Origin of the sequence: Bradyrhizobium sp. ORS 278 (assembly GCF_000026145.1) — a bacterium.
Classification (GTDB): domain Bacteria; phylum Pseudomonadota; class Alphaproteobacteria; order Rhizobiales; family Xanthobacteraceae; genus Bradyrhizobium.
Window position 1 is genome coordinate 436,005 of the sequence record NC_009445.1, and the last position, 24,293, is coordinate 460,297.

Below are 24,293 nucleotides of genomic sequence, written 5' to 3' on the forward strand. Positions count from 1 at the left end.
TCAGTTTGCCTTGGGCTTGTCAGCAGAGGCCTTCTCGGTCGGCGCCGGCGTGTTGGCGCTGTTCTTGATGCCGTGCAGCAGGTCGGCCGCCATCTTGAGCGCCTTGTCGTCCTTGGCATCCGGCGGCACGTAGGACTGCGAGCCGGTCTTCTCGTCACCATCGTTCTTCAGATGGCCGCGCAGCGAGGCCTCGCCCTTGGTGTCGGTGCGGGACTTCAGCTCCTCCGGCACATCCTGCAGGACCTCGATGTCCGGCACGATGCCCTTGGCCTGGATCGATTTGCCTGACGGCGTGTAGTAGCGCGCGGTGGTCAGGCGCAGCGCGCCGTTGCCGGCGCCCAGCGGAATGATGGTCTGCACCGAGCCCTTGCCGAACGAGCGCGTGCCGACCAGCGTCGCGCGCTTGTGGTCCTGCAGCGCGCCGGCCACGATCTCAGACGCGGAGGCCGAGCCGCCGTTGATCAGCACGATGACCGGCTTGCCCTTGGTGAGGTCGCCGGCATGCGCCGCACGGCGCTGCGTTTCCTCCGCATTGCGACCGCGGGTCGACACGATCTCGCCGCGCTCCAGGAACGCGTCGGAGACGGTGACCGCCTCCTCGAGCAGGCCGCCCGGATTGTTGCGCAGGTCGATGATGTAGCCCTTCAGCTTGTCACCGATCGAGGTCTGCAGATCGGCGATGCTCTTCTTCAGACCCTCGGTGGTCTGCTCGTTGAAGGTGGTGATGCGGATATAGGCGATGTCGTCGCCCTCGGGACGCGAGCGCACCGAACGGACCCGGATGTTGTCGCGCGTGAGCGTGATGTCGAGCGGATTGTCGGTGCCCTTGCGCACGACCTTCAGCTTGATCTTGGTGCCGACCGGACCGCGCATCTTCTCGACGGCCTGGTTGAGGGTCAGGCCCTGCACGGCCTCGTCGTCGAGATTGGTGATGATGTCGTTCGCGAGGATGCCGGCCTTTGATGCCGGCGTGTCGTCGATCGGCGACACCACCTTGATCAGGCCGTCTTCCATGGTGACCTCGATGCCGAGGCCGCCGAACTCGCCGCGGGTCTGCACCTGCATGTCGCGGAAGCTCTTCGCATCCATGTAGCTCGAATGCGGATCGAGACCGGACAGCATGCCGCTGATCGCGGATTCGACGAGCTTCGAATCGTCGGGCTTCTCGACGTAGTCGCTGCGCACCCGCTCGAACACGTCGCCGAACAGGTTGAGCTGGCGATAGGTATCGGAGGTCGCGGCGCGCGCGGTCGATCCCATCAACACTGCGCGCGGTTGCGTCACGAACAAGGTCAATGCCGCACCGGTGGCCGCGCTCAGGAGAATTACCGAAGTCTTACGCATCATCCGCGTACCTTTTCGCCTTCATTTGCGGCCCACCATGGGCCTGGATCGATTGGAGTGCCGTCCTTGCGGAACTCGACATAGAGCACTGGTTGACTCGCATTCGTAGCGAGAATGGAGGCGACTTGGGACGTAATACCCATGGTCGCGACCGGCTCTCCCGTCTGAACAAACTGCCCGATGTTGACGGAAATGCGCTCCATCCCGGCGATCAAGACATGATACCCGCCACCCGCGTTGAGGATCAAGAGTTGTCCGTAGCTGCGGAAGGGACCGGCATAAACAACCCAGCCATCACACGGGGTTGTGACCTGGGCCCCCGGGCGGGTCGCCAAGGAAATGCCCTTATCCGAGCCACCGGCGCCGTCGGACGCGCCGAACTCGCGAATCTTGGTGCCGTTGACCGGGAACGTCAGCATGCCCTTGGTCGAGGCGAAGGCGATCGCCGGCGCCTTGCGCGTGGGATTGCGCAGCGCATTGGCATCCGGCTTGGCGTTGACCGGAACGCCCTGGAGGCTCGCCGTCGAGGCCGCCTTGGCTGCGCTCTTGAGGTCGAGCTCCATGGTCGAGATCAGGGTCTGCAGCGAATCGATCTGCTGGGCCAGCATCGCGGCGCGTGCGCTCTCGGCCTCCATGTCCTTCTCTGCCGACGCCTGCTTGCGCTGGCGCTCCTCCACCAGCGCGGCAAGGCGCGTCTGGTCGGCGCGAAGCTTGTCGCGATCGGTGGCGAGCTTGTCACGCTCCGAGGCGATGGTCTTGCGGATGGTGACGAGCTCGCCGAGATCGCTCGATAGCTTCTCGGCGCGGCCGCGCATCTCGGGAACCACCGAGCCCAGCAGCATTGCGGTGCGCAGCGATTGCAGCGCGTCCTCGGGACGGACGAGCAGGGCGGGCGGCGTGCGCCGGCCGGCGCGCTGCAGCGCCGCCAGCACCTCGATGATCTCGGTGCGTCGTGCCTCCAGGGAGGTGCGAAGGTCCTGCTCGCGGCCATCGAGCCCGCGCAGCCGCGTCTCGGCCTCGGCGACGCGGATCTCGACGCTGCGCACCTGCGCGGCGACGTCGATCAGCTGCTGGTTGAGCTTGCCACGATCCTCGCCGAGCGCGGCAATGTCGGCCTTCAGCCGTTCCTGCGCCTCGGCGGCGGCCTTTTGAGCGGCGCGGGCGGCTTCGAGCTCCTGCTCGCGCTGCTTGATCTGTTCGGGCGTGGGTGGATTTGGTGAGGGGGTACCGGTGATTGATGGGCGGAGGCCGGTCTGGGCCGTCGCGGGCCATCCGGACAACGCCATCAGCAGTGCGATCAGCGACGCGCGACGCGCCCAGCCGCGGCGGGCCGGAATCGGGGAGAGAGAAAGGGGCCGCGCGAAAACCATCGACGTCCTTATTGTGCTCCGATCGTCCCTGATTCAAGCGCGGTGATAGGGGTGACCGGCCAGGATCGTAGCAGTACGGTAAATCTGCTCGAGCAGCAGGACACGGACGATCTGGTGCGGCCAGGTCGCAGCGCCGAACGCGACCCCGAGCTTGGCTTTGCGCCGCAATTCGGGCGAAAGTCCGTCGGCACCGCCGATCACGAAGGCCGTCGCCGCGACGCCCTCGTCACGCCACCGTCCGATATGACCCGCAAAGGTTGCGCTGTCGATGTTGTGGCCCCGCTCGTCCAGGCAGACGAGCATGGAGTTGTCGGGAATCGCGGCTGCGATCGCCGCGGCCTCCTCGGCCATGCGCGTCGCCGCATCGCGGGCGCGGCTTTCTGGAATTTCATGGATGTCGAGGCCGCGAAAGCCGAGCTTGCGGCCAATGTCGTCGAAACGCTCGCGGTAACGCTCCGCGAGCTGCCGCTCCGGACCCTGCTTCAACCGGCCGATGGCGATCACGACGAGGCGCATGTGCACGCCCTAGCACGTGCACCGCGCGATTCGCAGCCCGCGGCGGCTACAGCGTCTTCGCCGGCTTTGGCCCTTGCGTCCACATTCGCTCGAGATTGTAGAACTCGCGGACCTCGGGCCTGAACACGTGCACGATCACGTCGCCGGAATCGATCAGAACCCAATCGCAATTGGGCAGGCCCTCGATGTGGAGCTTCTTGGCGCCGGCTTCCTTCAGGCCCTTGGCGACGTTCTCCGCGATCGATCCGACGTGCCGGTTCGAGCGGCCCGTTGTGATGACCATGTAGTCCGAATACGCCGATTTGCCGTGAAGGTCGATGGTGACCGTCTCCTCCGCCTTCATGTCCTCGAGGCGGGAGAGGATCGTGCGCAGAGTCTTATCCGCGTCAGGCTTGTCGGCGTCGGGTCGCGCCTGCAAGGCCGCATCAGGGGTCGAAGCGTTACGCACAGACTTGGCAGCAGAGGACTTGGTCGTCGTTGCCTTGGTCTTGGGTAAGGCCGACTGGGACAATACAGATGTGGTCAGGGACCATTCCTTTCACTGTATCGCAGGCCGAATCCATCCCGGCCTGCAGACCATACTAGGCATGTGGGGTTAATGGTTTCAACAATCCAGTCCCCCGGTTGGTGGTCCGACGTCTCGACCGGATGCCCGCCTCGGACCGTTGCGGACACCGTATCCCATGCACATCCGATGCCGTCCCGGCCGCGAGCCCGCCTCTCAGAACGACTTCCAGCTGCCGTCCGGGTTCCTCAACCCGGTCGACGACAGGCTCATTTTCAACCCGGTGAGGTAGACCCAGGCTGGGGCGGCGCGATCGGCGAGCCGGCTGGCATCGGCCTCCGCCACGCGATACCGGGCCAGCGCACGGGCCGCCGGTGCATTGAGGGCGCGGAAACTGCGCGGCGGGCGATCGACCACGGCGATCGGAACCTGGGCCGCGATATGCTGCCATTTCTGCCAGCGATGGAACTGCGCGAGATTGTCGGCGCCCATGATCCACACGAAGCGCAGGCGCGAGGCACGCCGGCGCAGATAATCGATGGTGTCGGCAGTGTAGCGGGTGCCGATGACGGATTCGAGACAGCTGATCTCGATGCGTGGATCGGCCGCGACCTTGCGGGCCGCCGCGGCACGTTCGGCCAGCGCATGCAGTCCGCCATTGTCCTTGAGCGGATTGCCCGGCGTGACCAGCCACCAGACGCGGTCGAGCTGCAGCCGCTTCAGCGCGAACAGGCTGATTGCGCGGTGGGCCTGGTGCGGCGGATTGAACGAGCCGCCGAGCAGGCCAATCCGCATGCCGTCACTGTGGGGAGGCAAGGCCTGGCGGATGGCCAGGCGCATGGCGGCGGCATCGGTCACGTCGGTCACCGCCGGGGGCTTTTGCAACTCAACCACAGGGCGTGGCGGTCATGGCCGCGTCTGACCGGTGCCGTGGATGCGATATTTGAAGCTCGTCAGCTGCTCCACTCCCACGGGCCCGCGTGCATGAAACTTGCCCGTGGCGATGCCGATTTCCGCGCCGAACCCGAACTCGCCGCCATCGGCGAACTGCGTCGAGGCGTTGTGCAGGACGATCGCCGAGTCGACCTCGTTGAGGAACTTGTCAGCCACTTTGTTGTCCTGGGTTACGATCGCATCGGTGTGGTGCGAGCCATGCGCGTGGATATGGGCGATCGCGCCGTCGACGCCGTCGACGACCTTCGCCGCGATGATCGCGTCGAGATATTCCGTGTCCCAATCCTCGTTGTTCGCCGGCGTCACCCGCGCATCGGCCGCGCGCACCGCCTCGTCGCCACGCACTTCGCAACCGGCGCCGATCAGCATGTCGACCAGTGGCTTGATCTTGTCCTGCGACGCCCGGTCGATCAGCAAGGTCTCGGCCGCGCCGCACACGCCAGTCCGACGCATCTTGGCGTTCAGCACGATCGACTTCGCCATGTCGAGATCGGCGGCCCCGTCTACATAGACGTGATTGACGCCCTCGAGATGCGCGAATACCGGCACGCGCGCCTCGGCCTCGACGCGCGCGACGAGGCTCTTGCCCCCGCGCGGCACAATCACGTCGACGCCGCCATTCAGGCCGGACAGCAGCAGGCCCACCGCAGCGCGATCGCGCGTCGGCACCAGCGTGATTGCGGTGTCGGGCAAGCCCGCCTCGCGCAGCCCCTCGACCAGGCATTCATGGATCGCCCGGCACGAGCGGAACGAGTCCGAGCCGCCGCGCAGGATCACGGCGTTGCCGGACTTCAGGCACAGCACCCCCGCATCGGCTGCGACATTGGGACGGCTCTCGAAGATCACACCAATGACGCCGAGCGGCACCCGCACGCGCTCGATGGTCATGCCGTTCGGCCGCTGCCAGCTCTCGGTGACCACGCCGACCGGATCGGCAACGCCGCGCACGACGGCGATCCCGTCGGCCATAGCGGCGACGCGGGCCGGCGTCAGCGTCAGTCGGTCGACGAACGACGGCGTCACGCCGACCGCCTTCGCCTCGGCGACGTCCTCGGCATTGGCCGCGATGATCACGTCAGCGCGGGCGCGGATCCGCCGCTCCATGGCCTCCAGCGCCCGGTTCTTCTGCTCGGCCGGCGCCAGCGCCAGCACCCGCGCCGCCGCACGAGCGCGCTTGGCGAGATCGTTCATCAGCTGGGGCAGATCAGCACTGCCGTCGATGGCTTTGAGAGGGGCGGTCATGGGCGTTTCAACCTTGAAGCAAGGCTCTCCAGTAGCACGGAAAGCCGCAGTTTGCGACGGCTGGCGGCGGAGGCGGCGTTAGGCCGGACCCACCCCCGCCGGCCCGATCACAAGGTCATCGCGGTGGATCATCTCGGCCCGGCCGGACATGCCGAGAATGACGGCGACATCCGGCGACGACCGGCCCTTGATGCGTTCGGCATCGTCGGCGTCGTAGGCGACCAGACCGCGGCCGATCTCGTCGGTGTCGGGGCCGCGCACCACCACGGCATCGCCGCGGGCGAACTGGCCGTCGACCTTGATCACGCCGGCCGGCAGCAGGCTCTTGCCGGCGCGCAGCGCGGCAACGGCGCCGGCATCGATCGTCAGCGTGCCCTTCGGCTCCAGCGAGCCGGCGATCCAGCGTTTGCGCGAGGTGACCGGATTGGCCGGCGTGAGAAACCAGGTGCAGCGGCCGCCATTGGCGATCGCCGCGAGCGGGTGCTCGATCTTGCCGGAGGCGATCAGCATGTGGGTGCCGCCGGTGGTCGCGATCTTCGCGGCTTCGATCTTGGTCTTCATGCCGCCGCGGGAGAATTCCGACGCCGCGCCGCCGGCGATGCCCTCGATATCGGCGGTGATGCTCTCGACCACCGGGATCAGCTTCGCGTTCGGATCCTGGGCGGGCGGAGCGGTGTAGAGGCCGTCGATGTCCGACAGCAGCACCAGCAAATCGGCGCTGGCCATGGTCGCGACGCGGGCGGCGAGACGGTCATTGTCGCCGTAGCGGATTTCGGCGGTCGCCACCGTGTCGTTCTCGTTGATCACCGGCACTGCGCGCCATTCGAGGAGTTTTGCGATCGTCGAGCGCGCGTTGAGATAGCGGCGGCGCTCCTCGGTGTCCTGCAGGGTGACCAGGATCTGGCCGGCGCCGATGCCGTACGCGCCCAGCACTTCCGACCAGATCCGCGCCAGGGCGATCTGGCCGACCGCGGCCGCCGCCTGGCTCTCCTCCAGCTTCAGCGGCCCGCGCGGCAGCTTCAGCCGGCTGCGCCCGAGCGCGATCGAGCCGGAGGACACCACCAGCAGCTCGCAGCCGCGGCCGTGCAGCCGAGCGATGTCGGCGGCCAGCGCGGTCAACCAGGCGGCGCGCACCTCGCCGGCCTCGGAATCGACCAGCAGAGACGAGCCGACCTTGACGACGATGCGGCGGAAGTTTTCGAGACGGGGGGCCATGGCAACAAGGGGTCGGTTCAGGCCCTCGTGGGCGAGAGGGAGCTGCGTGGCGCAGCATCACGAAACGAGGGGCGTGTTGATGAAGTGGCGACTTTCGCAAGCGGACGCGTGCGAGGCAAGGCTGGCTTGAGCGTCAGCCTTGCGGCGGGACCGGAGCCGCCCACGGCTCCTCGGTTGCGGCGCTCTCGACTGCGTTCTTCGCCTTGCTCGACACCGGCTGTTCGCCGACCACGTCGGCGAGCTTGCGCAGCGCCTCCTTGACGCCTTCGCCGGTCGCACCGGAGATCAGTATCGGCGTCTTCTTGGCGGCGCGCTTCAGCCGGTCCCGCTGCTTCTTCAGCTCGTCCGGATCAACCGCGTCGATCTTGTTCAGCGCGACGATCTCGATCTTGTCGGTCAGGTCGCCGCCATAGGCCTCGAGCTCGTGCCGCACCGTCTTGTAGGCCTTGCCGGCATGCTCGCAGGTGGCATCGACCAGGTGCAGCAGCACGCGGCAGCGCTCGACATGGCCGAGGAAGCGGTCGCCGAGACCGGCGCCCTCATGCGCGCCCTCGATCAGGCCGGGAATGTCGGCGAGCACAAATTCGCGGCCGTCGGCATTCACCACGCCGAGCTGCGGATGCAGGGTGGTGAACGGATAGTCGGCGATCTTCGGCTTGGCCGCCGACACCTTGGACAAGAACGTCGATTTGCCGGCATTGGGCAGTCCGACGAGGCCGGCATCGGCGATCAGCTTCATGCGCAGCCAGATCCAGCGCTCCTCGCCGGGCTGGCCGGGATTGGCATGCCGCGGCGCACGGTTGGTCGGCGACTTGAAATGCGCGTTGCCGAAGCCGCCATTGCCGCCCTCGGCCAGCACGAATCGCTCGCCGACGGCGGTGAAGTCGTGGATCAGTGTCTCGCGATCCTCGTCGAAGATCTGGGTGCCGACGGGAACCTTGAGCACGATCGACTTGCCACCGGCGCCGTGGCGGTCCTTGCCCATGCCGTTCTCGCCCTTTTGGGCCTTGAAATGCTGCTGGTAACGGTAGTCGATCAGGGTGTTGAGGCCGTCGACGGCCTCGATCACGACGTCGCCGCCGCGGCCGCCATTGCCGCCGTTCGGGCCGCCGAACTCGATGAACTTCTCGCGCCGGAACGCAACGCAACCGTTGCCGCCGTCGCCCGAGCGCACATAGACCTTGGCTTCATCGAGGAATTTCATGATGCGCCCTACGTAGGCGAGGCAGCCCCCAACAGCAACCGCGGAATGCGGTTAATTCGGCCGGAAGCCGTAATTTCGAGCGGTAAAGCGGCGCTGCGCAAGGGATGGACAAGGCTTGCGCAGGGGTTGCGGCAGGGCTGCGTGACGCTTTCAGCCGAAGGGCTGGAGCGCCGGCAGTGCGCCTGATAAGGCAGCCCGATCATGAGCGTGCTCTCCCGAATCTCCACCGCCAATGACGAGCGCTCGGCGCGGCTGGCCGGCATCGGCCTGATGCTGCTGTCGATTGCGATGTTCTCGTTCGGCGATGCCCTGGGCAAGTTCCTGGTCTCGACCTATGCCGTCGGCCAGCTGTTGTGGCTGCGCGCCTGCGCGGCGCTGCTGCTGCTCGCGCCGTTCATCTGGCGCAACCGCGCGGCGTTCGTGCAACTCGAACGACCCTGGCTGCAGCTGGTGCGCGTGATCCTGTCGACGCTCGAGGTCGCGGCGTTCTTCCTCGCGACCGTCTATCTGCCGCTCGCCGACGTCATCACCTACTATCTTGCCGGTCCGATCTTCGTCACCGCGCTGTCGGCGCTGGTCCTGCGCGAGCATGTCGGCTGGCGGCGCTGGACCGCGATCCTGATCGGCTTCTGCGGCGTGCTGATTGCGCTCCGTCCGTCGGCGCAGACCTTCAGCCTGCCGGCTCTGATCGCGCTCGGCGGCAGCCTCTCCTTCGCGGTGCTGATGCTGATCACGCGCAGCCTGCGCGCGACGCCCGACATCGTGATGGCGTCGTCGCAATTCGTCGGCACCTTCCTGCTGGGTGCCGCGATGTCCGCCTTCGGCTGGGTGACGCCGACGCCCGGCAGCCTCGTGATGTTCGCCGCCGCCGGGCTGATCTCGGTGACGGCGCTGTTCTGCGTCAACCGCTCGCTGAAGCTCGCGCCGGCCTCGGTGGTCGTGCCCTACCAGTACACGATGATCGTCTGGGCCGTGCTGTTCGGCTTCGTCGTGTTCGGCGACGTTCCGCATCCCGCGACGATCATCGGCGCGATCATCATCATCGGCGCCGGCCTCTACATCTACTTGCGCGAACGCAGCCTGGGGCAGGGCGCTGGTTCCGTGAATCCGCCCGTCTAGCGGTATCCACCGCTGTCGTCCCTGCGAACGCAGGGACCCCTACCGCGGAAGCTATCGAGGGAACGTGGCTGGCAGTTGCGTGCCTCAATACGGCCGGTGGTTATGGGTCCCTGCGTTCGCAGGGACGACACTGCTTTTGGAGCGGCGAGCGAGGCCTACCGCCGTCCCGCATTGGCCCAGGCCTTCAGCGAGGCCCACACGCCGCGGGTCAGGCGGAACGCATCGACCGGGGCCGAGGAGCCGATCACCTCGAAGCGGTGCAGTTCGACGCCGGTCCATTGGAAGCCGCACTTTTCGAGGATGTTGCGCGACGCGGGATTGCTGACGCGGGCGTGCCCGATCAGCACATTGTCCTCACCACGCTCGAAGAAGTCGTCGATAGCGGCCCGCGCGGCCTCGGTGCCGAAGCCACGGCCCCAATGCTCCACGCCCAGCCAGTAGCCGAGCTCGGCGCGGCCGGAGGCGGGGCGGTTGATGCCGACCATGCCGATCGGCGCATCGAGATGCGCGATCAGGAACGCCGTCTCGCCGCTCTGCTCCAGCGCGCGCACGAAGCGGGCGGCATCGACCTCCGAATAGGGATGCGGCAGCCGGCGGGTGTTTTCCGCGATGCGCCGATCGTCGGCGAGGCGCGCAATGTCTTTCACGTCCGCGAGCACGGGCGGACGCAGGGTCAGCCTGGGTGTCTCGAGGACGCAAGGTCTCGCCTCGCGCAAGGTGGGGGTGGTGATGTCCTGCAGCATGTCGGGCTCCATCGACGCTTCGGGATCAATCGGTCAGCGAAATGAAAAGGGGAGGCCGGTTGTCCCGCCTCCCCTGGAGCCATCTGGCGCTCCGCCGGTTCGTCAGGACCCGGCGGACGCGTATCGTTCCACCGTATGTTACTCGGCAGCTTGGGCGGCTACCGGGCGTACCGAGATGAACGTGCGATTGGCACGGTCATGGAACTCGACGACGCCCTCGATTTTGGCAAACAGGGTATGGTCCGTGCCCATGCCGACGTTGAGGCCGGGATGCCAGGTCGTGCCGCGCTGACGCGCAATGATGTTGCCGGGAATCACGCGCTCGCCGCCGAACGCCTTGATGCCGAGGCGCTTGCCCTTGGAGTCGCGTCCGTTGCGGGATGAACCGCCTGCCTTTTTATGAGCCATCGCTCGTCTCCGATCTCACGATCACCATTAGCGCGATTCCGCCAAGGGATCATTCACAATTGCAGGTCGCGGACCAAAAATCCGCGCGATGAAGGTTTGAAGCCGATGCGGCGCGCGGCAGCAGGCTTACTCGGCGGCGTCGGCCGCCGGGGCTTCGGCCTTCGCCTTCTTCGGGCGCGGGCCCTTGGTCGGCTTGGCGTTGTCGGTCAGGATCTCGGAGACGCGGATCAGCGTCAGCTCGTCCCGGTAGCCGCGCTTGCGGCGGGAATTCTTGCGGCGGCGCTTCTTGAACGCGATGACCTTGGGGCCGCGCTTATGGTCCAGCACCTCGACGGCCACCGACGCGCCGGCCACCGCCGGAATGCCGAGCACCGGGGTGTCGCCACCGACCACCAGCACCTCGTTCAGCTGCACGATCGTGCCGGGTTCACCGTCGATCTTGCCAATCTCGAGCACATCATCCGGGGCGACGCGGTATTGCTTGCCGCCGGTCTTGATGACTGCGAACATCGTTCTCATCCTTCGTGTTCGATCCCGGCCTCGAAGCCAGATGGCCCCGGGTCGGCTTCTTGTTCAGTCGTTATGGTTCATGTGATCCAGCCCGATCGAGGCCGGCAGTCGCACCCGAGGCTCAAGACCTCAAAAATGGGCGCAACGACAATCGGCGCGAGAAGCTCGCGCCGGTCGATCGAGCGCTTATAGCGGCCTGCAAGCCTGAGTCAAGGTTAAGGAGCCCCCGAAACCATCGGTTTCGTCCGCCGTTGTCCTGCACACCAGGCAACAGGGCAGGGACATCAATGGCCGACGACGTCATGACCACCACGGGCATCGCCCGTCACGGCGCCGCGCGGCTGCCGTCGGTCGAGATCGACAGCTTCAACATCGAGCTCAAGGACGAGGACGGCTTCCTCGGCGATCGCGCCTCCAAGGGCGCCTTCCGCAAGATCCTGGAGCGCTGGCGCAAGCCGTTGCGCAAATCCGGCAAGGATCCGTTCGGCGACGAGGACAGCGAGACCATCAGCAAGAAGGCGCTGGACGCGATCCTGGTCGGCGATGACACCGAGGCCTCCGCCGTGGTGCATTCGGCGATCGAGGAATTCGCCCAGGAGCTTGCCCACGTCACCCGGCGCTTCCTGCGCACCAAGGCCTGGGCCAAGACCGAATGCATCGTGGTCGGCGGCGGCTTTCGTGATTCCCGCCTCGGCGAGCTCGCCATCGCCCGCACCGAGATCATCCTAAAGGACGAAGGCTTCGGCGTCGAACTGGAGCCGATCCGCTACCATCCCGACGACGCCGGCCTGATCGGCGCGCTGCATCTGGCCCCGTCCTGGATCTTCGAGGCGCATGACAGCATCCTCGCGGTCGATATCGGCGGCACCAATATCCGCTGCGGGGTGGTGGAGACCGCATGGAAGAAGACGCCGGACCTCTCGAAGGCCTCGGTCTGGAAGTCCGATCTGTGGCGCCACGCCGACGACGAGCCGACGCGCGAAGGCGCCGTGAAGCGGCTCGCCAAGATGCTGAAAGGACTGATCGAGGAGGCAGACGCCGAGGGTCTGCGGCTCGCGCCCTTCATCGGCATCGCCTGTCCCGGCGTGATCAACGAGGACGGCTCGATCGAGAAAGGCGCGCAGAATCTGCCGGGCAATTGGGAGAGCAGCAAGTTCAACCTGCCGGCCAGCCTGGTCGAGGCGATCCCGATGATTGGCGACCATGACACCGCGGTGCTGATGCACAATGACGGCGTCGTGCAGGGTCTCTCCGAGGTGCCGTTCATGCAGGAGTTCGAGCGCTGGGGCGTGCTCACGATCGGCACCGGTCTCGGCAATGCCCGCTTCACCAACCGCCGCAAGGACAACGGCCGCAAGGACAAGGACGAGAAGTCCAAGGACGAGAAGTCCAAGGACGAGAAGTCCAAGGACGAGAAAGCCAAGGACGACAAGGCCGACGACAAGAAGGCGGCGAAGAAGAAAAAGGACTGAGCGGCGTCGCTGGCATCGGCAATACTGCAATGCAACATCCAGTAAAATTGCGACCAGGTGTTCGCAACGTGCGAAAAATTGTCGTGCAACCAAGCGGATGGGCGGGACCCGGTAACCTTGATCGGTTAGGTTAAAAATCGGTTGGCGTTGCGGTGCACGCCGAGATGGCCCAGGGTCATCCGCGTCGCTCAGGCCGGCCGGATTGACCCCCGTCTCTTCCGTCGGTTTCCCCAAGATGTAGCGACACGGGACCGCCGGCATGTGTCAGCGTACGGCGGTCCCACCTCGCTTGGCCCCGCGCGATCCCCGGGGGGACCATTCCGCGCAGGCGTGAGCCGCCCCACCGCTTTTCGGTTGGAAATATCCTCTTCCCCGCCTTGTCACCCCCGCCGCCGTGCCCTAGAACGGCGCCCGACCCGGGGGCCACGCCCCTGATTTGCGCCTGGAGAGGTGGCAGAGTGGTTGAATGCACCGCACTCGAAATGCGGCATAGGTGCAAGCCTATCGGGGGTTCGAATCCCTCCCTCTCCGCCAGCTGCTTAAGCCATAACACTGATTACAAACGAAAATTTTCTGGACCGAGCTTGGGGTCTCATACTCGTTCCCAGAATCCGCATTGATGAGGTTTTTACGGTTTGAATGCTCCCTTGAACGTAGGTGATTTCACCCTATATTTCACACTTGCCCGCCCCCGAATCAGTGACGAAATCTATGGCGCCTCCACTTCCCCATCCGCTCGGGGGGCCGCCGCCCGCCGAGGTTAATCTCCCGCGAGCACCGTTGGTCCGGGTCATTGCTCAGGTTATTTTTCCTGGCCTGCTCAAGATAGAAAACAAGGACGTGGTTGCCGGCTTCCAGGAAGCTATCCGGAAAGACTTTCCGCTGTTCGAACAGCAGTCAGTCCAGCAATTGCAGATCCATGTTGGGGCGGGGCAGCCTGTTCTCCATCAGGCTCCCGGAAACGTGTGGTGCTTCTTTAGTGCAGACAGGACTCTGCGTTTAATACTTAACAATAATTCCCTCTCTCTGGACACTGTTAGTTACCAGAGCCGGCAAAAATTCTTAGGCCAAATACGCAGTGTAGTCGCATCAGTGCAGACGGTGTTCAATCCTCAAATCGCGCTGCGCATCGGACTTCGGTACATTGACAGGGTCGTAGGAGACGATTTCGACAAGATTGACGGCTTGGTTCGCCCTGAAATGATGGGGATAGCAAATACCTCGTTCCGCCCGCACGTTAGGCACTCGATGACTGAAGCGCTGGTTGCAATAGAGGAAGGAGAATTGCTTCTTCGCTGGGGAGTATTGTCGCCCAACTCCACAATTCAGCCTGGAGTCCTCGATGCGGTTCCGGAGCCCAGCTGGATTCTCGATATCGACGTGTATTCTGGATCCCAGAGAGCTTTTGATGCGGATGAACTAGTGATGTCTTTTTCAGCTCTCGCGGAGAGAGCGTACTCCATTTTCCGTCATATGACTCTTCCAGAATTTTTGGCGACATATGGAGCTAAAAAATGATTTCTTCAACTAGTGTAGTCGATCTAATTCGGCCGAGCCCAATGTATGGATCTGAAGTCCATTGGGCGCAGCCAACATCTCCTGAGCTTTCGGCAGTAGCCATCAGCAATCTAAGTGTTCATCAGACTACCTTGTGTCTGAACTATGTGCCGGTGGACGCTTCCTTTAAGCTGTTGGTCAGCGATAAAGGTAAAATTTCTTGCCCTTATAACTCGCTATCGGTTTTTTGGTCGAACTATTTCGGTGGTTACGAGAGAGGAACGATCTTTCCGTTTTCGATTATCATCAACTCAGTCAATTGGAATCCAGGCGCGCCCTGGTCCGAGCAGAGCGTTTCAGGTGCTTCGCAGATCGAGCGGAGCTCGAACGCATTGCAGTCCGGTGCCTCGGACCTAGTCGATCAAGTCCAAGTCAAGTCGGGGATGACTCTGGAGGAGGTCGCGCCTCTTCTTGGCGTGACGCGTAGAAGCTTGCAGCATTGGCGAAAAGGAAAGGCGATTAGCACGCGCAAGGAGCGACGACTCCGCGCGCTGGTAGATGCCTTGAGCTTGCTTCCGGCGGAAAGCCCTGCTCTTCGCCGCCGCCGCCTGCTTGAGAGGCGTCCTGACGGTGTTCGTCCGTATGATTTACTGGCTGAAGGTCAGTTTGGTGCGGCACATGCTCTCATGACCGGTGACGAAGTCCGTCTCCCTAACTCGATCAAGAGCGTGAGTCCGTCACTCACGGCCGTTACGCGTCTATCTACGCTTTCTGACGGTCCTTCTAGTGTTCTTGGTAAGCTAGATGTGCGACGCTCTGCTAGATTGAAGCGGTAGGTATGAGCCTTGCCGGATGCTGCTGCGCAACTAGAGGTCGATAAGGCGCTCCTCGATTGGCAGCAGGGTGATGTGATTCTCGGCGCGGATTTGCCCTTTTCCTATTTGGCCGATGTAAGTCGACCAATAACCCCCGAAGCGGAAGAATTTGCAGCCGTTTCACCCGAGGGCGATTCGCTAGCTCAAATAGTCGTTGCTGCAGCAGGTCTGGTTGTCACGACGCAAACTTGCGATGTAGTTCGATCATGCGCTGAACGTGCGCTAGTGCAGGTCGCTGCGCTGGTGCAGGTTGATCGGGCCACTCTCGATGAGACGAAACGAGGATTTCGACCTCGCTTTGGGTACATCCCAGGCGTCGAAGCTCAAGGGCTTCTAGCCGATTTCAACGCGATTATGACAATTGATAAAGCCGTTTTGACCCAGACGTTGGCGGCAAATCGCGTTCGAGGCTGCATTACTGATAAGGATCAGCGTCAATTCGCTGAAGCTCTGTCTCGAAGCCTGAGCCGATTTGCTTTTCCCGATGATTTCGTAGCTGCCGTGAAGCCAATTCAAAAGCGAATTGTAGAAAAGCACGGCAAGGCGACGAAGGATAAGAAGGGTAATCCGACTGGCGAGGGCGAGTTACTGCGAAAATTGTGCGAGATTAGGGTGGCGTGCTTTCCGTCGTGGGACGCCGCCGAAAACGAGCTGACCTTCTACTTCGTTTTTGAAAGTCGGCGAGATATTCCTGCCGATGCGGACACGATTGTTGAAGCGCTGCTTCAAAGATTTAAGCCGGTTGGCCTATATAGCGATCCGACTTTTCGTATTGTCACCCTAAATGAAATATCAGCCGCCGCATATAAAAACAGTGACCCTCTCGACCTGGACAATCTTTCGGCAGGATCTGTACTAACGAGGTGATGGGGATGTTCTTAGTCAAGAACCGTTACACTGTTTCTCAGTGCGCCGCGCGATGCGTATGAGCATCGATATTGTTTGAGTCGCAACATGTCGCGTTTGCGCGTTAAATGGGAGCCTTGAAGCTCGCTTTGCTGCAGATACTTCGCGTAACTAAATTGCGAAAAAATGCTATTGCTATTTTTCAGAATTCGTGTTTCTATCTGCCATCCCGGCCCGCCGAGAGGGGCGCTTCGCGATCGTCACGAGACGTGGGGCCGGAGATGCGGTGGCTGTGAGTTTGCTGCAGCGGGTGTGATGCTCGCCGACGAACGGCAGGCTTGCGGACGTGAAGACGCGTGGTCCTGGCGCCCCGACGCTGGCGCTAAGCTCATCTGGTGATGATCCGGAGGGCGACGGTGGCTAAGAAGCCGGACACCGGGGAGATCGCGACATAAGCGTGAAAACCATCGCGCGGGGAATGCCGGGTGATCTCGGCTGAACCTGTGGTGACTGCCGCCTGCTTTTTTTGCTGCAGGCGGGCCATGGGTGCGGCCAGCGCCCGGCATTTCCCGCGCCCTCTCATGGTTTGAGGGCGGAACGACCGGCACAACTCGGACGCCATGGCGCCGCGGGACCGTAGCTCTGCGGGCCGCCCCCAGGGCATCACGCCGGATGGGAGAACTGGACGCAGGTTTCGCTCGTATTCTCTCCATGCACTGCCGCCCGCCCTGGAGTTTCACCTGATGAGTTCGACCTCCGACCGTCCGTTGCCGCGCTTCTCCGCCGTGCCGTCGTCGCGGCCGGGGCGGCTGTTGCGGCTGGGCGGGATCGCGGCGGGGATCGCGGGCGGGGTGGTGACGGACGGCTTGCGGCAGCTCGCACAGGGGCGGCGGCCCGGGTTGCCGGAGCTGCTGCTGGCGCCGGCGCAGGCGATGCGGCTCGCCAGCGGGCTTGCCGGACTACGCGGCGCGGCGATGAAGCTCGGCCAGATGCTGTCGCTGGATCCGGGACTTGTGCTGCCGAAAGAGGCCGCGGCGCTGCTGGCGCAGCTGCAGGAGGCGGCGCCGCCGATGCCGCCGCCGCAGCTCGAGCGCGTGCTGGCGCGGGCCTGGGGGAGCGGCTGGCGCGCGCGCTTCAAGAGCTTCGAGATGCGGCCGTTCGCGGCGGCTTCGATCGGCCAAGTGCACCGTGCCGTGACGTCGGACGGGCGGCGCCTCGCCATCAAGGTGCAGTATCCCGGCGTCCGCGCCAGCATCGACAGCGACGTCGACAACATCGCCGCGCTGCTGCGCCTGCCCGGCCTGCTGCCGCGCCAGATGGACATCTCGCCGCTGCTGTCCGCCGCCAAGGCGCAGCTGCACGCGGAGGCGGATTATGCCGCGGAGGTCGCGCAGCTGCGCGCCTTCGGCGATTTTCTGCGCGACGATCCGCGCTTCGTGGTGCCTTCGCCGGTGACGGCGCTGTCGACGCCGGAGGTGCTGGCGATGGATTTCGTCGACAGCCGGCCGATCGCGTCGCTGGCGACCGCTGCGCCGAACCAGCGCGACGGCGCCATGACGGCGCTGATCGACCTGACCATGCGCGAACTGTTCGTGTTCGGCGCGATGCAGACCGATCCCAATCCCGGCAATTTCCGCGTCACGCCGGACGGCACACGGATCGTACTGCTCGATTTCGGCGCCGTGCGGCCGATCGCGGCGGAGCTGCAGGCCTCATTCCGCGCTCTGCTGGCGGCCGGGCTCGATGCGGACCGCGCAGCGAGCCGCGCCGCCATGCAGACCATCGGCTATTTCGACGCAGCGACGGCGCCGCGCCATCAGGACGCGATCGTCGACATGTTCCTGCGGGCGATGGCGCCGCTGCGCCAGCGCGCGCCCTTCGATTTCGCGCGCCAGGACCTGCTGGCGGAGCTGCGCGACCGCGGCCTTGCGCTCGGCCTCGATCGCGACCTCATGCATGTGCCGCCGGCGGACACGCTGTTCCTCCACCGCAAGATCGGCGGGCTCTATCTGCTCGCGACGCAGCTGCGCGCGAAGGTGGATTGCGCGGCCTGCGTCGCGCCGTACCGCGCATGACGGGGAAGCTACCGATCGCCACCCGCGCGGCAGGGCTCGCGCGTTTGCAGACGGTGCTGCCGCGGCTCGGCCGCGCCTATGCGGCGGGACGCAACCATGATCATGGGCCCGGCCGGCCGCAGGCGGTGTCGGGACTGTCGCCCTGGATCCGGCGGCGGCTCGTCACCGAGGAGGAGGTGGTGCGCGCCGCCGTGGCGGCGCATGGCGGGGCGGCGGACAAGTTCGTCGAGGAAGTGATCTGGCGCGGCTATTTCAAGGGCTGGCTGGAGCGGCGGCCGCAGGTCTGGACGAGCTATCTACGCGGCCGCGACGCCGATCTCGAGCGCCTCGATAGCGACGGCGCGCTGCAGGCGCGCGTGGCGGCGGCGGAGGCCGGACGCACCGGCCTCGCATGCTTCGACGCCTTCGCGCAGGAGCTCGTCGCCACCGGCATGCTGCACAACCATGCGCGGATGTGGTTCGCCTCGCTGTGGATCTTCACGCTCGGCCTGCCCTGGCGGCTCGGCGCGGATTTCTTTCTGCGTCATCTGCTCGACGGTGATCCGGCGTCGAACACGCTGGGCTGGCGCTGGGTGGCCGGGCTGCACACAAGGGGCAAGGTCTATGCGGCGACGGCTTCGAACATCGCGCAGTACAGCGCCGGCCGCTTCGCGCCGCGGCCGGAGGACATCGTGATCCCGGCGCAAGGACTGGAAGCCGAGGAGCCGGAGGGCCTGCCGTCGCTGCGGCCGCTGCGCGTGCTTATCGCGCCCCGGCGCGACGTGCCGTCGCTGTGGCTCATCACGGAGGAGGATTGCGGCCTTACCGATTTCGACTCCGACGGCTTCACCTGGCGCGGCGCGGCGACGCTGGCGGCCTCGCAGCTGCGCTCGCCGCGTCCGGTCGCGGAGCAGGTTGCGGCGTTCGAGGCGGCTGCGCTGCGCGATGGCACGACCCGTATTGGACTGACCGCCGCCGCGCTGAAGGCGGTGGATCCGGCGGCGCTGGTCGCCTGCGCGCAGGACGCCGGCGCGACGCAGATCGTCACCGCCGAGGTGCCGCAGGGGCCGCTGCGTGATTGGCTCGATGCCGCGGCGCCTGCGCTTGCGGCTGCTGGGCTGACGCTCGCCGAATGGCGCCGGCCGTGGGACGCGACGCTGTGGCCGTTCGCGACGGCGGGCTTCTTCAAGGTGCGGGAGCGGATTCCACGGCTGCTGGCGGACATGGGAATTGATTGAGTGCTGATGCCGTGATGGCTGTGCGGCGGAGTCGTCAAGTCGAGGCGGGGCCGGCGAGCGATCCCGGCGCGCTCGCGCAGACAACCGCCGCGCGGCGGCACGCGCGGATTGACAAAGAGGGGCGGCATCGGGCCGGCCTCGCTGTAGACCTGATATGAGCTTGTCTGCCGATACACCGCTGCACCCCATCGCCATCATCGGCGCCGGCATGGCCGGGCTCGCCTGCGCGCGGCGGCTGGCGGCCGCGGGGCAGGCGGTGGTGCTGTTCGACAAGGGCCGCGCGCCAGGCGGACGACTGGCAACGCGGCGCGCGGAGGACTTTCAGTTCGACCACGGCGCGCAATATGTCACGGCCCGTGACGACGGCTTCGCGGCCGATCTCGCCAATCTCGCTGCTGGCGGCTCAGCAGCTCCCTGGGAGGCTGGCGCCGCCGGCGCATGGGTCGGCACGCCCGGCATGTCGGCGCTGGCGCGGGCCTTCGCCGCCGGCTTGACGATCCACTGCGGCACACCGGTGACGGCGTTGACGCGCACACCCGATGGCTGGCGGCTGGAGGTCGGCGAGACCGCGCATCGCGCGGTCCGCGTGGTGCTGACGCTGCCGGCGCCGCAGGCGGCTTCGCTGCTCGGCGACGATCCCCTGGCGGCGCGGCTGGCGCCGGTGCGGATCGCGCCGTGCTAGACCTTGATGGCGGCGGTGAGCGCGCCTGCGCCCTTCGTGGTCCGGCGCGATGACGCCGCAGACCTCGCCTGGATCGCGCATGATGGCGCCAAGCCCGGCCGCTCCGCGCAGGACGGGATCTCGACCTGGGTGGCGCAGGCGAGCGAAGCCTTCAGCATCACGCATCTGGAGCGCGCGCCCGAGGCGGTCCGGGCGCTGATGCTGCCATCCCTGCTGTCGGCGATCGGCAGTGACGTCTCCGCGGTGCGCTTCGCCGCCGCGCATCGCTGGCGCTTTGCGCGGGTCACCACGCCGCTTGGCACGCCGTTCCTGCGCGATGAGTCCGGCACGCTCTATCTCGGCGGCGACTGGTGCCTCGCTGCGCGGGTCGAGGCCGCCCATGCCAGCGGATGCGCCATCGCCGATGCGCTGCTGGCCACGGCATGAAAGCGGCCTTGCACATCGCGCAACGCGCGGCGCGCCTCCACGCCGCGCGGCGAAGAAGATCGATATCACCAGGGTGGTCCGGGAAGGCGTCAGCCGATCCGGATCCACGCGCCCTTCGCTGCCGACGACCTCACCGCCGCATCGATGAACTTCACGCCGGCCAGGCCGTCCTCGACCGTCGGGAACAGCACCTCGTGATGGGGCCTGTCTCCGGTTCTCGCGGCGCGGATGGCGTGCGCGGCCTCGGCATAGATGGTCGCAAAGCCTTCCAGATAACCCTCGGGGTGGCCGGAGGGGATGCGGGTGACGCGCGCGGCCGCGCCGATCGCGCCGGCGCCACCGCGGGTGAGCAGCTGCTTGGGCCGACCATAGGGCGTGAACCAGAGCTGGTTCGGATTCTCCTGGGCCCATTCGAGCCCGCCCTTGCTGCCGGAGATGCGCAAACTCAGGCCGTTCTCGTGACCGACGGCGACCTGGCTCGCCCACAGCATGCCCTTGGCGCCTCCCTTCCAGCGCAGCAGGATCTGGACGTCGTCGTCGAGGCGCCGCCCCGGCACGAAGGTCGTCAGCTGCGCGAGCAGCTCATCGAGCGCGAGGCCGCTGACGAAGCAGGCGAGATTGTAGGCATGGGTGCCGATGTCGCCGATGCATCCGCCGGGTCCGGAGCGCGCTGGGTCGGTGCGCCACGCCGCCTGCTTGTGATCGCTCTGCTCCAGCCGCTCGGTCAGCCAGTCCTGCAGGTACTCCGCCTGCACCAGGCGGATGTCGCCGAGTTCGCCGCTCGCGACCATCGCGCGCGCCTGCCGCACCATCGGATAGCCGGTGTAGTTGTGCGTCACGACGAACACCTTGCCCGTCGATCGGACCAGCGCCACCAGCTCCTCGGCTTCCGCGACAGTCGTCGTCAGCGGCTTGTCGCAGATGACGTGGATGCCGGCGCGCAGGAAAGCTTTCGCAACGGGAGCATGCATGTGGTTCGGCGTGACGATCGCGACCGCCTCGATCCCGTCGGCGCGCGCGGCTTCGGCCCGGGCCATCTCTTCGAACGAGCCATAGGCGCGATCGTCGGCGATGCCGATCTCCTTCGCCGAGGCCTTGGCGCGGGCCGGATCGGACGCGAGCGCGCCTGCGATCAGCTCGAACTGGTCGTCGATCCGTGCGGCGATGCGGTGCACGGCGCCGATGAACGCGCCCTGTCCGCCGCCGACCATGCCGAGGCGTATGCGATCATGTCGGCCGGCCTCTTGGCTTGCTGTGATGGCCATCTGCTCCTCCGCTCAGGACAGGCCGAGCATCTTGCGGTTGGCCACGTCGTCGGCGCCCGAGCCGGCGAAATCATCGAATGCCTTCTCGGTCACTTCGATGATGTGGCTCCTGATGAAACCGGCGCCCTCGCGCGCGCCCTGCTCGGGATGCTTGATGGCGCACTCCCATTCCAGCACGGCCCAGCTGCCATAGCCGTATTGCGTCAGCTTGGAGAAGATCGCGCCGAAATCGACCTGGCCGTCGCCGAGCGAGCGGAAGCGGCCGGCCCGGTCAGCCCAGTTCTGGAAGCCGCCATAGACACCCTGGCGCCCGGTCGGATTGAACTCGGCGTCCTTGACGTGAAACGCCTTGATGCGCTGGTGATAGATGTCGATGTAGGCGAGGTAATCGAGCTGCTGCAGCACGAAATGCGAGGGATCGTACAGCAGGTTGGCGCGCGCGTGGTTGCCGACCCGCGACAGGAACATCTCGTAGGACACGCCGTCATGCAGGTCCTCGCCGGGGTGGATCTCGTAGGCGAGATCGACGCCATGCTCCTCGGCATGATCGAGGATCGGCCGCCAGCGCCGCGCCAGCTCGTCGAACGCCGCCTCGACGAGACCGGCCGGACGTTGCGGCCACGGATAGATATAGGGCCACGCCAAAGCGCCGGAGAACGTCGCATGCGCGGTGAGGCCGAGCCGCCGGGATGCCCGGATCGCCCGCTTGACCTGGTCGACCGCCCAATCCGTGCGCGCCGCCGGATTGCCGCGCACCTCGGGCACCGCGAACCCGTCGAAGGCCGCATCATAGGCCGGGTGAACGGCGACGAGCTGGCCTTGCAGATGTGTCGAGAGCTCGGTGATCGCCAATCCGTGACGCGCCGCGATGCCTTTCACCTCGTCGGCATAATCCTGCGACTCCGACGCCTTGTGCAGATCGAACAGTCTGCCGTCCCAACTGGGGATTTGCACCCCTTCATAGCCGAGCGAGGCCGCCCAGCCGCAGATCGAATCCCAGGAATTGAACGGCGCCGCATCCCCGGCGAATTGGGCGAGAAAGATCGCGGGTCCCTTGATCGGCTTCATCGCATGCTCTCCTCTCGCGTGGATTGGCGCGTGCTGGCGGGGCGCGATGGTGCCACCGCTCCGGCGCGTCCGCCATGCCGGAACCGCCGCGCATTTCACGGCCAGTCTCAATTTGCAGCACTGGTCGCCGAGGACGACGGGGAAAAGGCCGTTGATTGCGGCGATCCGGGGACCCGGGATCTGATCAGCCAGGATATAAGGAGCCAAGTCGATCGCGGTCGCAAGGCTCGTGAGCTCGCTCCGGGGCCGGGCAAGGCGCGAGAGGCCGCTTCGAGACCTGCTGTAACGGACGCTGACCAGTGAACCAGACCTCCACTTCCGATCCTGCCGCGCTCGATAAGCTGAAGGGGCGCATCCAGGCCCTTCGCGCCAAAACCATCGCCAATGGCTGCACCGAGGAGGAGGCGCTGGCGGCGGCGGCCAAGGTGGCCGAGCTGCTCGACCGCCACGATCTGTCATTGTCCGACCTCGAGCTGAAGGCCTCGTCCTGCGAGCGCAAGGTTTACGAGACCCATCGCAAGAAGCGCATTCCGATCGACGATTGTATCGGCGCCATCGCGCTGTTCTGCGATTGCCGGGTGTGGCGCGAGAAGAACGCCGCCGGTGACAACATCTACGTGTTCTTCGGGCTGCCGGCCGATGTCGAGGTCGCGCATTATCTGACCGAGCTGATCGACAATTCCGTGCGCGCCGAGCTCGGCCGCTACAAGACCTCGATCGACTACGCCCGCTTCCGTCACCAGGACCGTCACCTCGCCAATGCCTCCTTCGCGCTCGGCATGGTCGCCTCGGTCGCCGAGCGGCTGGTGGCGATGAAGAAGGATCGCGACCAGGCCAACGCCTCGACCGGCCGCGGCCTGGTCGTGCTCAAGACCTCGGTGGTCGATGCCGAGTTCGGCAAGCTCGCTCTGAACCTGCGCTCCGCCCGCAGCACCAGCCGGACGGTGTCGATGACGGCGTATGAGGCCGGCGGCGCGGCGGGAGCCACGGTGGCGATCAGTCCGGGCGTTGGCACTTCGTCCCGCGGCGGCGGAAGAGGCGGCTGAGCGCGTGGCTGCTCATGGGGCTGGTGTGCAGGCATGGGATATCCGCCCTTGCGGGTTCGATGATCTGCATTCCCATCTCTCCAAGGAGACGACCGTGACACAGACTCCGTTCCCCGTCCTTGCGACGCAAAGATTGCGATTGCGCGCCATCGCGCTGGATGACCGGGAGCGCTATCAGGACCTGCTGTCGATCCCAGACGTGACGCGCTACGCGAACATTGCCTTTGCGCCAAACGAAGAGCAGACCAGCGACATGCTGAAAAAAATGGCTGAGATGTTCGACGCCGGTACCGGATGTTCCTGGATCATCGAAGATGCTGTGACGAACGATTTCGTGGGCGCCGTTCGGTTCAACTATTTCTTCAAGCATGCGCGCGTCGGTGGCGTCGGGTACGAGATCCACCCGCGCTATTGGGGGCGTGGCGTTATGACCGAAGCGTTGCGGGTCGTCGTCAGCACCGGGCACGCAATATTCGACCTGAACCGTATCGAGGCGTGGACTGTCCCAGGAAACGGCGCCTCCGATCGTGTGCTCCAGAAGGCCGGTTTTGTGCTCGAAGGGGTTCAGCGTCAGAAGGGATCGTTCAGAGGCGTGCTTCACGATGTGCGTCTGTTCGCGCGGCTTGCGTCGGATCCGATGCCGCCGGGTCCTGATGACGGTCACTAACCGAGCCGCAACCATGTCCGAAACTGC

25 protein-coding genes and 1 tRNA gene are annotated in these 24,293 nt (G+C 65.5%); 12 read left to right on the plus strand and 14 right to left on the minus strand.

What is annotated here, in order from left to right; all coding sequences use genetic code 11:
- The 8 genes from BRADO_RS02020 to obgE form a co-directional block, all read right to left on the minus strand.
- On the minus strand, positions 1-1,347 hold the full coding sequence (locus tag BRADO_RS02020) for a S41 family peptidase (protein WP_041755999.1): 1,347 nt from the start codon (positions 1,345-1,347) through the stop codon (positions 1-3).
- Positions 1,344-2,714: a murein hydrolase activator EnvC gene (locus BRADO_RS02025; protein WP_011923649.1), complete on the minus strand. Its 1,371-nt coding sequence runs from the start codon at positions 2,712-2,714 to the stop codon at positions 1,344-1,346. Before BRADO_RS02025 ends, BRADO_RS02020 begins: the two co-directional genes overlap by 4 nt.
- A 33-nt stretch (positions 2,715-2,747) precedes the next feature.
- Positions 2,748-3,230 (minus strand): 23S rRNA (pseudouridine(1915)-N(3))-methyltransferase RlmH, encoded by a 483-nt coding sequence (gene rlmH / locus BRADO_RS02030; RefSeq protein ID WP_041756000.1) that lies wholly within the window; start codon positions 3,228-3,230, stop codon positions 2,748-2,750.
- Positions 3,231-3,276: 46 nt separating this feature from the next.
- Positions 3,277-3,648: a ribosome silencing factor gene (gene rsfS / locus BRADO_RS02035; protein ID WP_256374581.1), complete on the minus strand. Its 372-nt coding sequence runs from the start codon at positions 3,646-3,648 to the stop codon at positions 3,277-3,279.
- Positions 3,649-3,951: 303 nt separating this feature from the next.
- Positions 3,952-4,575 carry a nicotinate-nucleotide adenylyltransferase gene (locus tag BRADO_RS02040; RefSeq protein WP_083795025.1) on the minus strand — a complete coding sequence of 208 codons (624 nt, stop codon included), beginning with the start codon at positions 4,573-4,575 and terminating at the stop codon, positions 3,952-3,954.
- A gap of 66 nt (positions 4,576-4,641) precedes the next feature.
- Positions 4,642-5,931, minus strand: a complete 1,290-nt coding sequence (locus BRADO_RS02045; protein ID WP_011923653.1) for a glutamate-5-semialdehyde dehydrogenase — start codon at positions 5,929-5,931, stop codon at positions 4,642-4,644.
- Between the two features lie 78 nt (positions 5,932-6,009).
- The gene (gene proB, locus BRADO_RS02050) at positions 6,010-7,146 is read right to left on the minus strand and encodes a glutamate 5-kinase (RefSeq protein ID WP_011923654.1); all 1,137 of its coding nucleotides are present in this window, start codon (positions 7,144-7,146) and stop codon (positions 6,010-6,012) included.
- A 133-nt stretch (positions 7,147-7,279) separates the two neighbouring features.
- Positions 7,280-8,350 (minus strand): GTPase ObgE, encoded by a 1,071-nt coding sequence (obgE, locus tag BRADO_RS02055; protein WP_011923655.1) that lies wholly within the window; start codon positions 8,348-8,350, stop codon positions 7,280-7,282.
- 201 nt (positions 8,351-8,551) lie between these two features.
- On the opposite strand from obgE, the gene BRADO_RS02060 reads away from it, so the two are divergent.
- Complete coding sequence (locus BRADO_RS02060) at positions 8,552-9,469, plus strand: DMT family transporter (RefSeq protein ID WP_011923656.1); 918 nt, start codon at positions 8,552-8,554, stop codon at positions 9,467-9,469.
- A gap of 155 nt (positions 9,470-9,624) precedes the next feature.
- Here the strand turns inward: BRADO_RS02060 and BRADO_RS02065 are convergent, their stop codons facing one another.
- From BRADO_RS02065 to rplU, 3 genes are all read right to left on the minus strand, one after another.
- Positions 9,625-10,212 carry a GNAT family N-acetyltransferase gene (locus BRADO_RS02065; protein ID WP_011923657.1) on the minus strand — a complete coding sequence of 196 codons (588 nt, stop codon included), beginning with the start codon at positions 10,210-10,212 and terminating at the stop codon, positions 9,625-9,627.
- A gap of 138 nt (positions 10,213-10,350) precedes the next feature.
- A complete protein-coding gene (rpmA, locus tag BRADO_RS02070; protein WP_008961804.1) occupies positions 10,351-10,620 on the minus strand; it encodes a 50S ribosomal protein L27 in 270 nt (89 codons plus the stop codon).
- 126 nt (positions 10,621-10,746) lie between these two features.
- The gene (rplU, locus tag BRADO_RS02075) at positions 10,747-11,130 is read right to left on the minus strand and encodes a 50S ribosomal protein L21 (RefSeq protein ID WP_035648644.1); all 384 of its coding nucleotides are present in this window, start codon (positions 11,128-11,130) and stop codon (positions 10,747-10,749) included.
- Between the two features lie 287 nt (positions 11,131-11,417).
- Here rplU and BRADO_RS02080 point away from each other — a divergent pair, with 287 nt between their 5' ends.
- From BRADO_RS02080 to BRADO_RS34850, 5 genes are all read left to right on the plus strand, one after another.
- Positions 11,418-12,602, plus strand: coding sequence for an ROK family protein (locus tag BRADO_RS02080; RefSeq protein WP_011923658.1), 1,185 nt, complete (start codon positions 11,418-11,420; stop codon positions 12,600-12,602).
- Positions 12,603-13,046: 444 nt separating this feature from the next.
- A tRNA-Ser gene (locus BRADO_RS02085) sits at positions 13,047-13,136 on the plus strand.
- Between the two features lie 177 nt (positions 13,137-13,313).
- Complete coding sequence (locus BRADO_RS02090) at positions 13,314-14,120, plus strand: TIGR04255 family protein (protein WP_083794807.1); 807 nt, start codon at positions 13,314-13,316, stop codon at positions 14,118-14,120.
- Positions 14,117-14,935: a helix-turn-helix transcriptional regulator gene (locus tag BRADO_RS34845; RefSeq protein ID WP_011923659.1), complete on the plus strand. Its 819-nt coding sequence runs from the start codon at positions 14,117-14,119 to the stop codon at positions 14,933-14,935. The genes BRADO_RS02090 and BRADO_RS34845 overlap by 4 nt, the downstream gene beginning before the upstream one ends.
- Before the next feature lie 9 nt (positions 14,936-14,944).
- On the plus strand, positions 14,945-15,841 hold the full coding sequence (locus BRADO_RS34850) for a hypothetical protein (protein WP_011923660.1): 897 nt from the start codon (positions 14,945-14,947) through the stop codon (positions 15,839-15,841).
- 367 nt (positions 15,842-16,208) lie between these two features.
- On the opposite strand, the gene BRADO_RS35660 is transcribed toward BRADO_RS34850, so the two are convergent.
- Positions 16,209-16,364, minus strand: coding sequence for a hypothetical protein (locus BRADO_RS35660; protein WP_244422954.1), 156 nt, complete (start codon positions 16,362-16,364; stop codon positions 16,209-16,211).
- 199 nt (positions 16,365-16,563) lie between these two features.
- Between BRADO_RS35660 and BRADO_RS02100 the strand changes: the two genes are divergently transcribed.
- From BRADO_RS02100 to BRADO_RS35570, 4 genes are all read left to right on the plus strand, one after another.
- Positions 16,564-17,895, plus strand: coding sequence for an AarF/ABC1/UbiB kinase family protein (locus BRADO_RS02100; protein WP_011923661.1), 1,332 nt, complete (start codon positions 16,564-16,566; stop codon positions 17,893-17,895).
- The gene (locus BRADO_RS02105; RefSeq protein ID WP_011923662.1) at positions 17,892-19,112 is read left to right on the plus strand and encodes an FAD-binding domain-containing protein; all 1,221 of its coding nucleotides are present in this window, start codon (positions 17,892-17,894) and stop codon (positions 19,110-19,112) included. The genes BRADO_RS02100 and BRADO_RS02105 overlap by 4 nt, the downstream gene beginning before the upstream one ends.
- A 154-nt stretch (positions 19,113-19,266) precedes the next feature.
- The gene (locus BRADO_RS35565) at positions 19,267-19,794 is read left to right on the plus strand and encodes an FAD-dependent oxidoreductase (protein ID WP_011923663.1); all 528 of its coding nucleotides are present in this window, start codon (positions 19,267-19,269) and stop codon (positions 19,792-19,794) included.
- Between the two features lie 6 nt (positions 19,795-19,800).
- On the plus strand, positions 19,801-20,220 hold the full coding sequence (locus BRADO_RS35570) for a hypothetical protein (RefSeq protein ID WP_244422955.1): 420 nt from the start codon (positions 19,801-19,803) through the stop codon (positions 20,218-20,220).
- Positions 20,221-20,309: 89 nt separating this feature from the next.
- Here BRADO_RS35570 and BRADO_RS02120 read toward each other — a convergent pair whose 3' ends face one another.
- On the minus strand, positions 20,310-21,485 hold the full coding sequence (locus BRADO_RS02120; protein ID WP_011923665.1) for a Gfo/Idh/MocA family protein: 1,176 nt from the start codon (positions 21,483-21,485) through the stop codon (positions 20,310-20,312).
- A gap of 12 nt (positions 21,486-21,497) precedes the next feature.
- Positions 21,498-22,553, minus strand: coding sequence for a sugar phosphate isomerase/epimerase (locus BRADO_RS02125; protein ID WP_011923666.1), 1,056 nt, complete (start codon positions 22,551-22,553; stop codon positions 21,498-21,500).
- Positions 22,554-22,852: 299 nt separating this feature from the next.
- Here BRADO_RS02125 and BRADO_RS02130 point away from each other — a divergent pair, with 299 nt between their 5' ends.
- A complete protein-coding gene (locus BRADO_RS02130; protein WP_011923667.1) occupies positions 22,853-23,599 on the plus strand; it encodes a DUF2786 domain-containing protein in 747 nt (248 codons plus the stop codon).
- 94 nt (positions 23,600-23,693) lie between these two features.
- The gene (locus BRADO_RS02135; protein ID WP_011923668.1) at positions 23,694-24,266 is read left to right on the plus strand and encodes a GNAT family N-acetyltransferase; all 573 of its coding nucleotides are present in this window, start codon (positions 23,694-23,696) and stop codon (positions 24,264-24,266) included.
- Positions 24,267-24,293 lie beyond the last annotated feature (27 nt).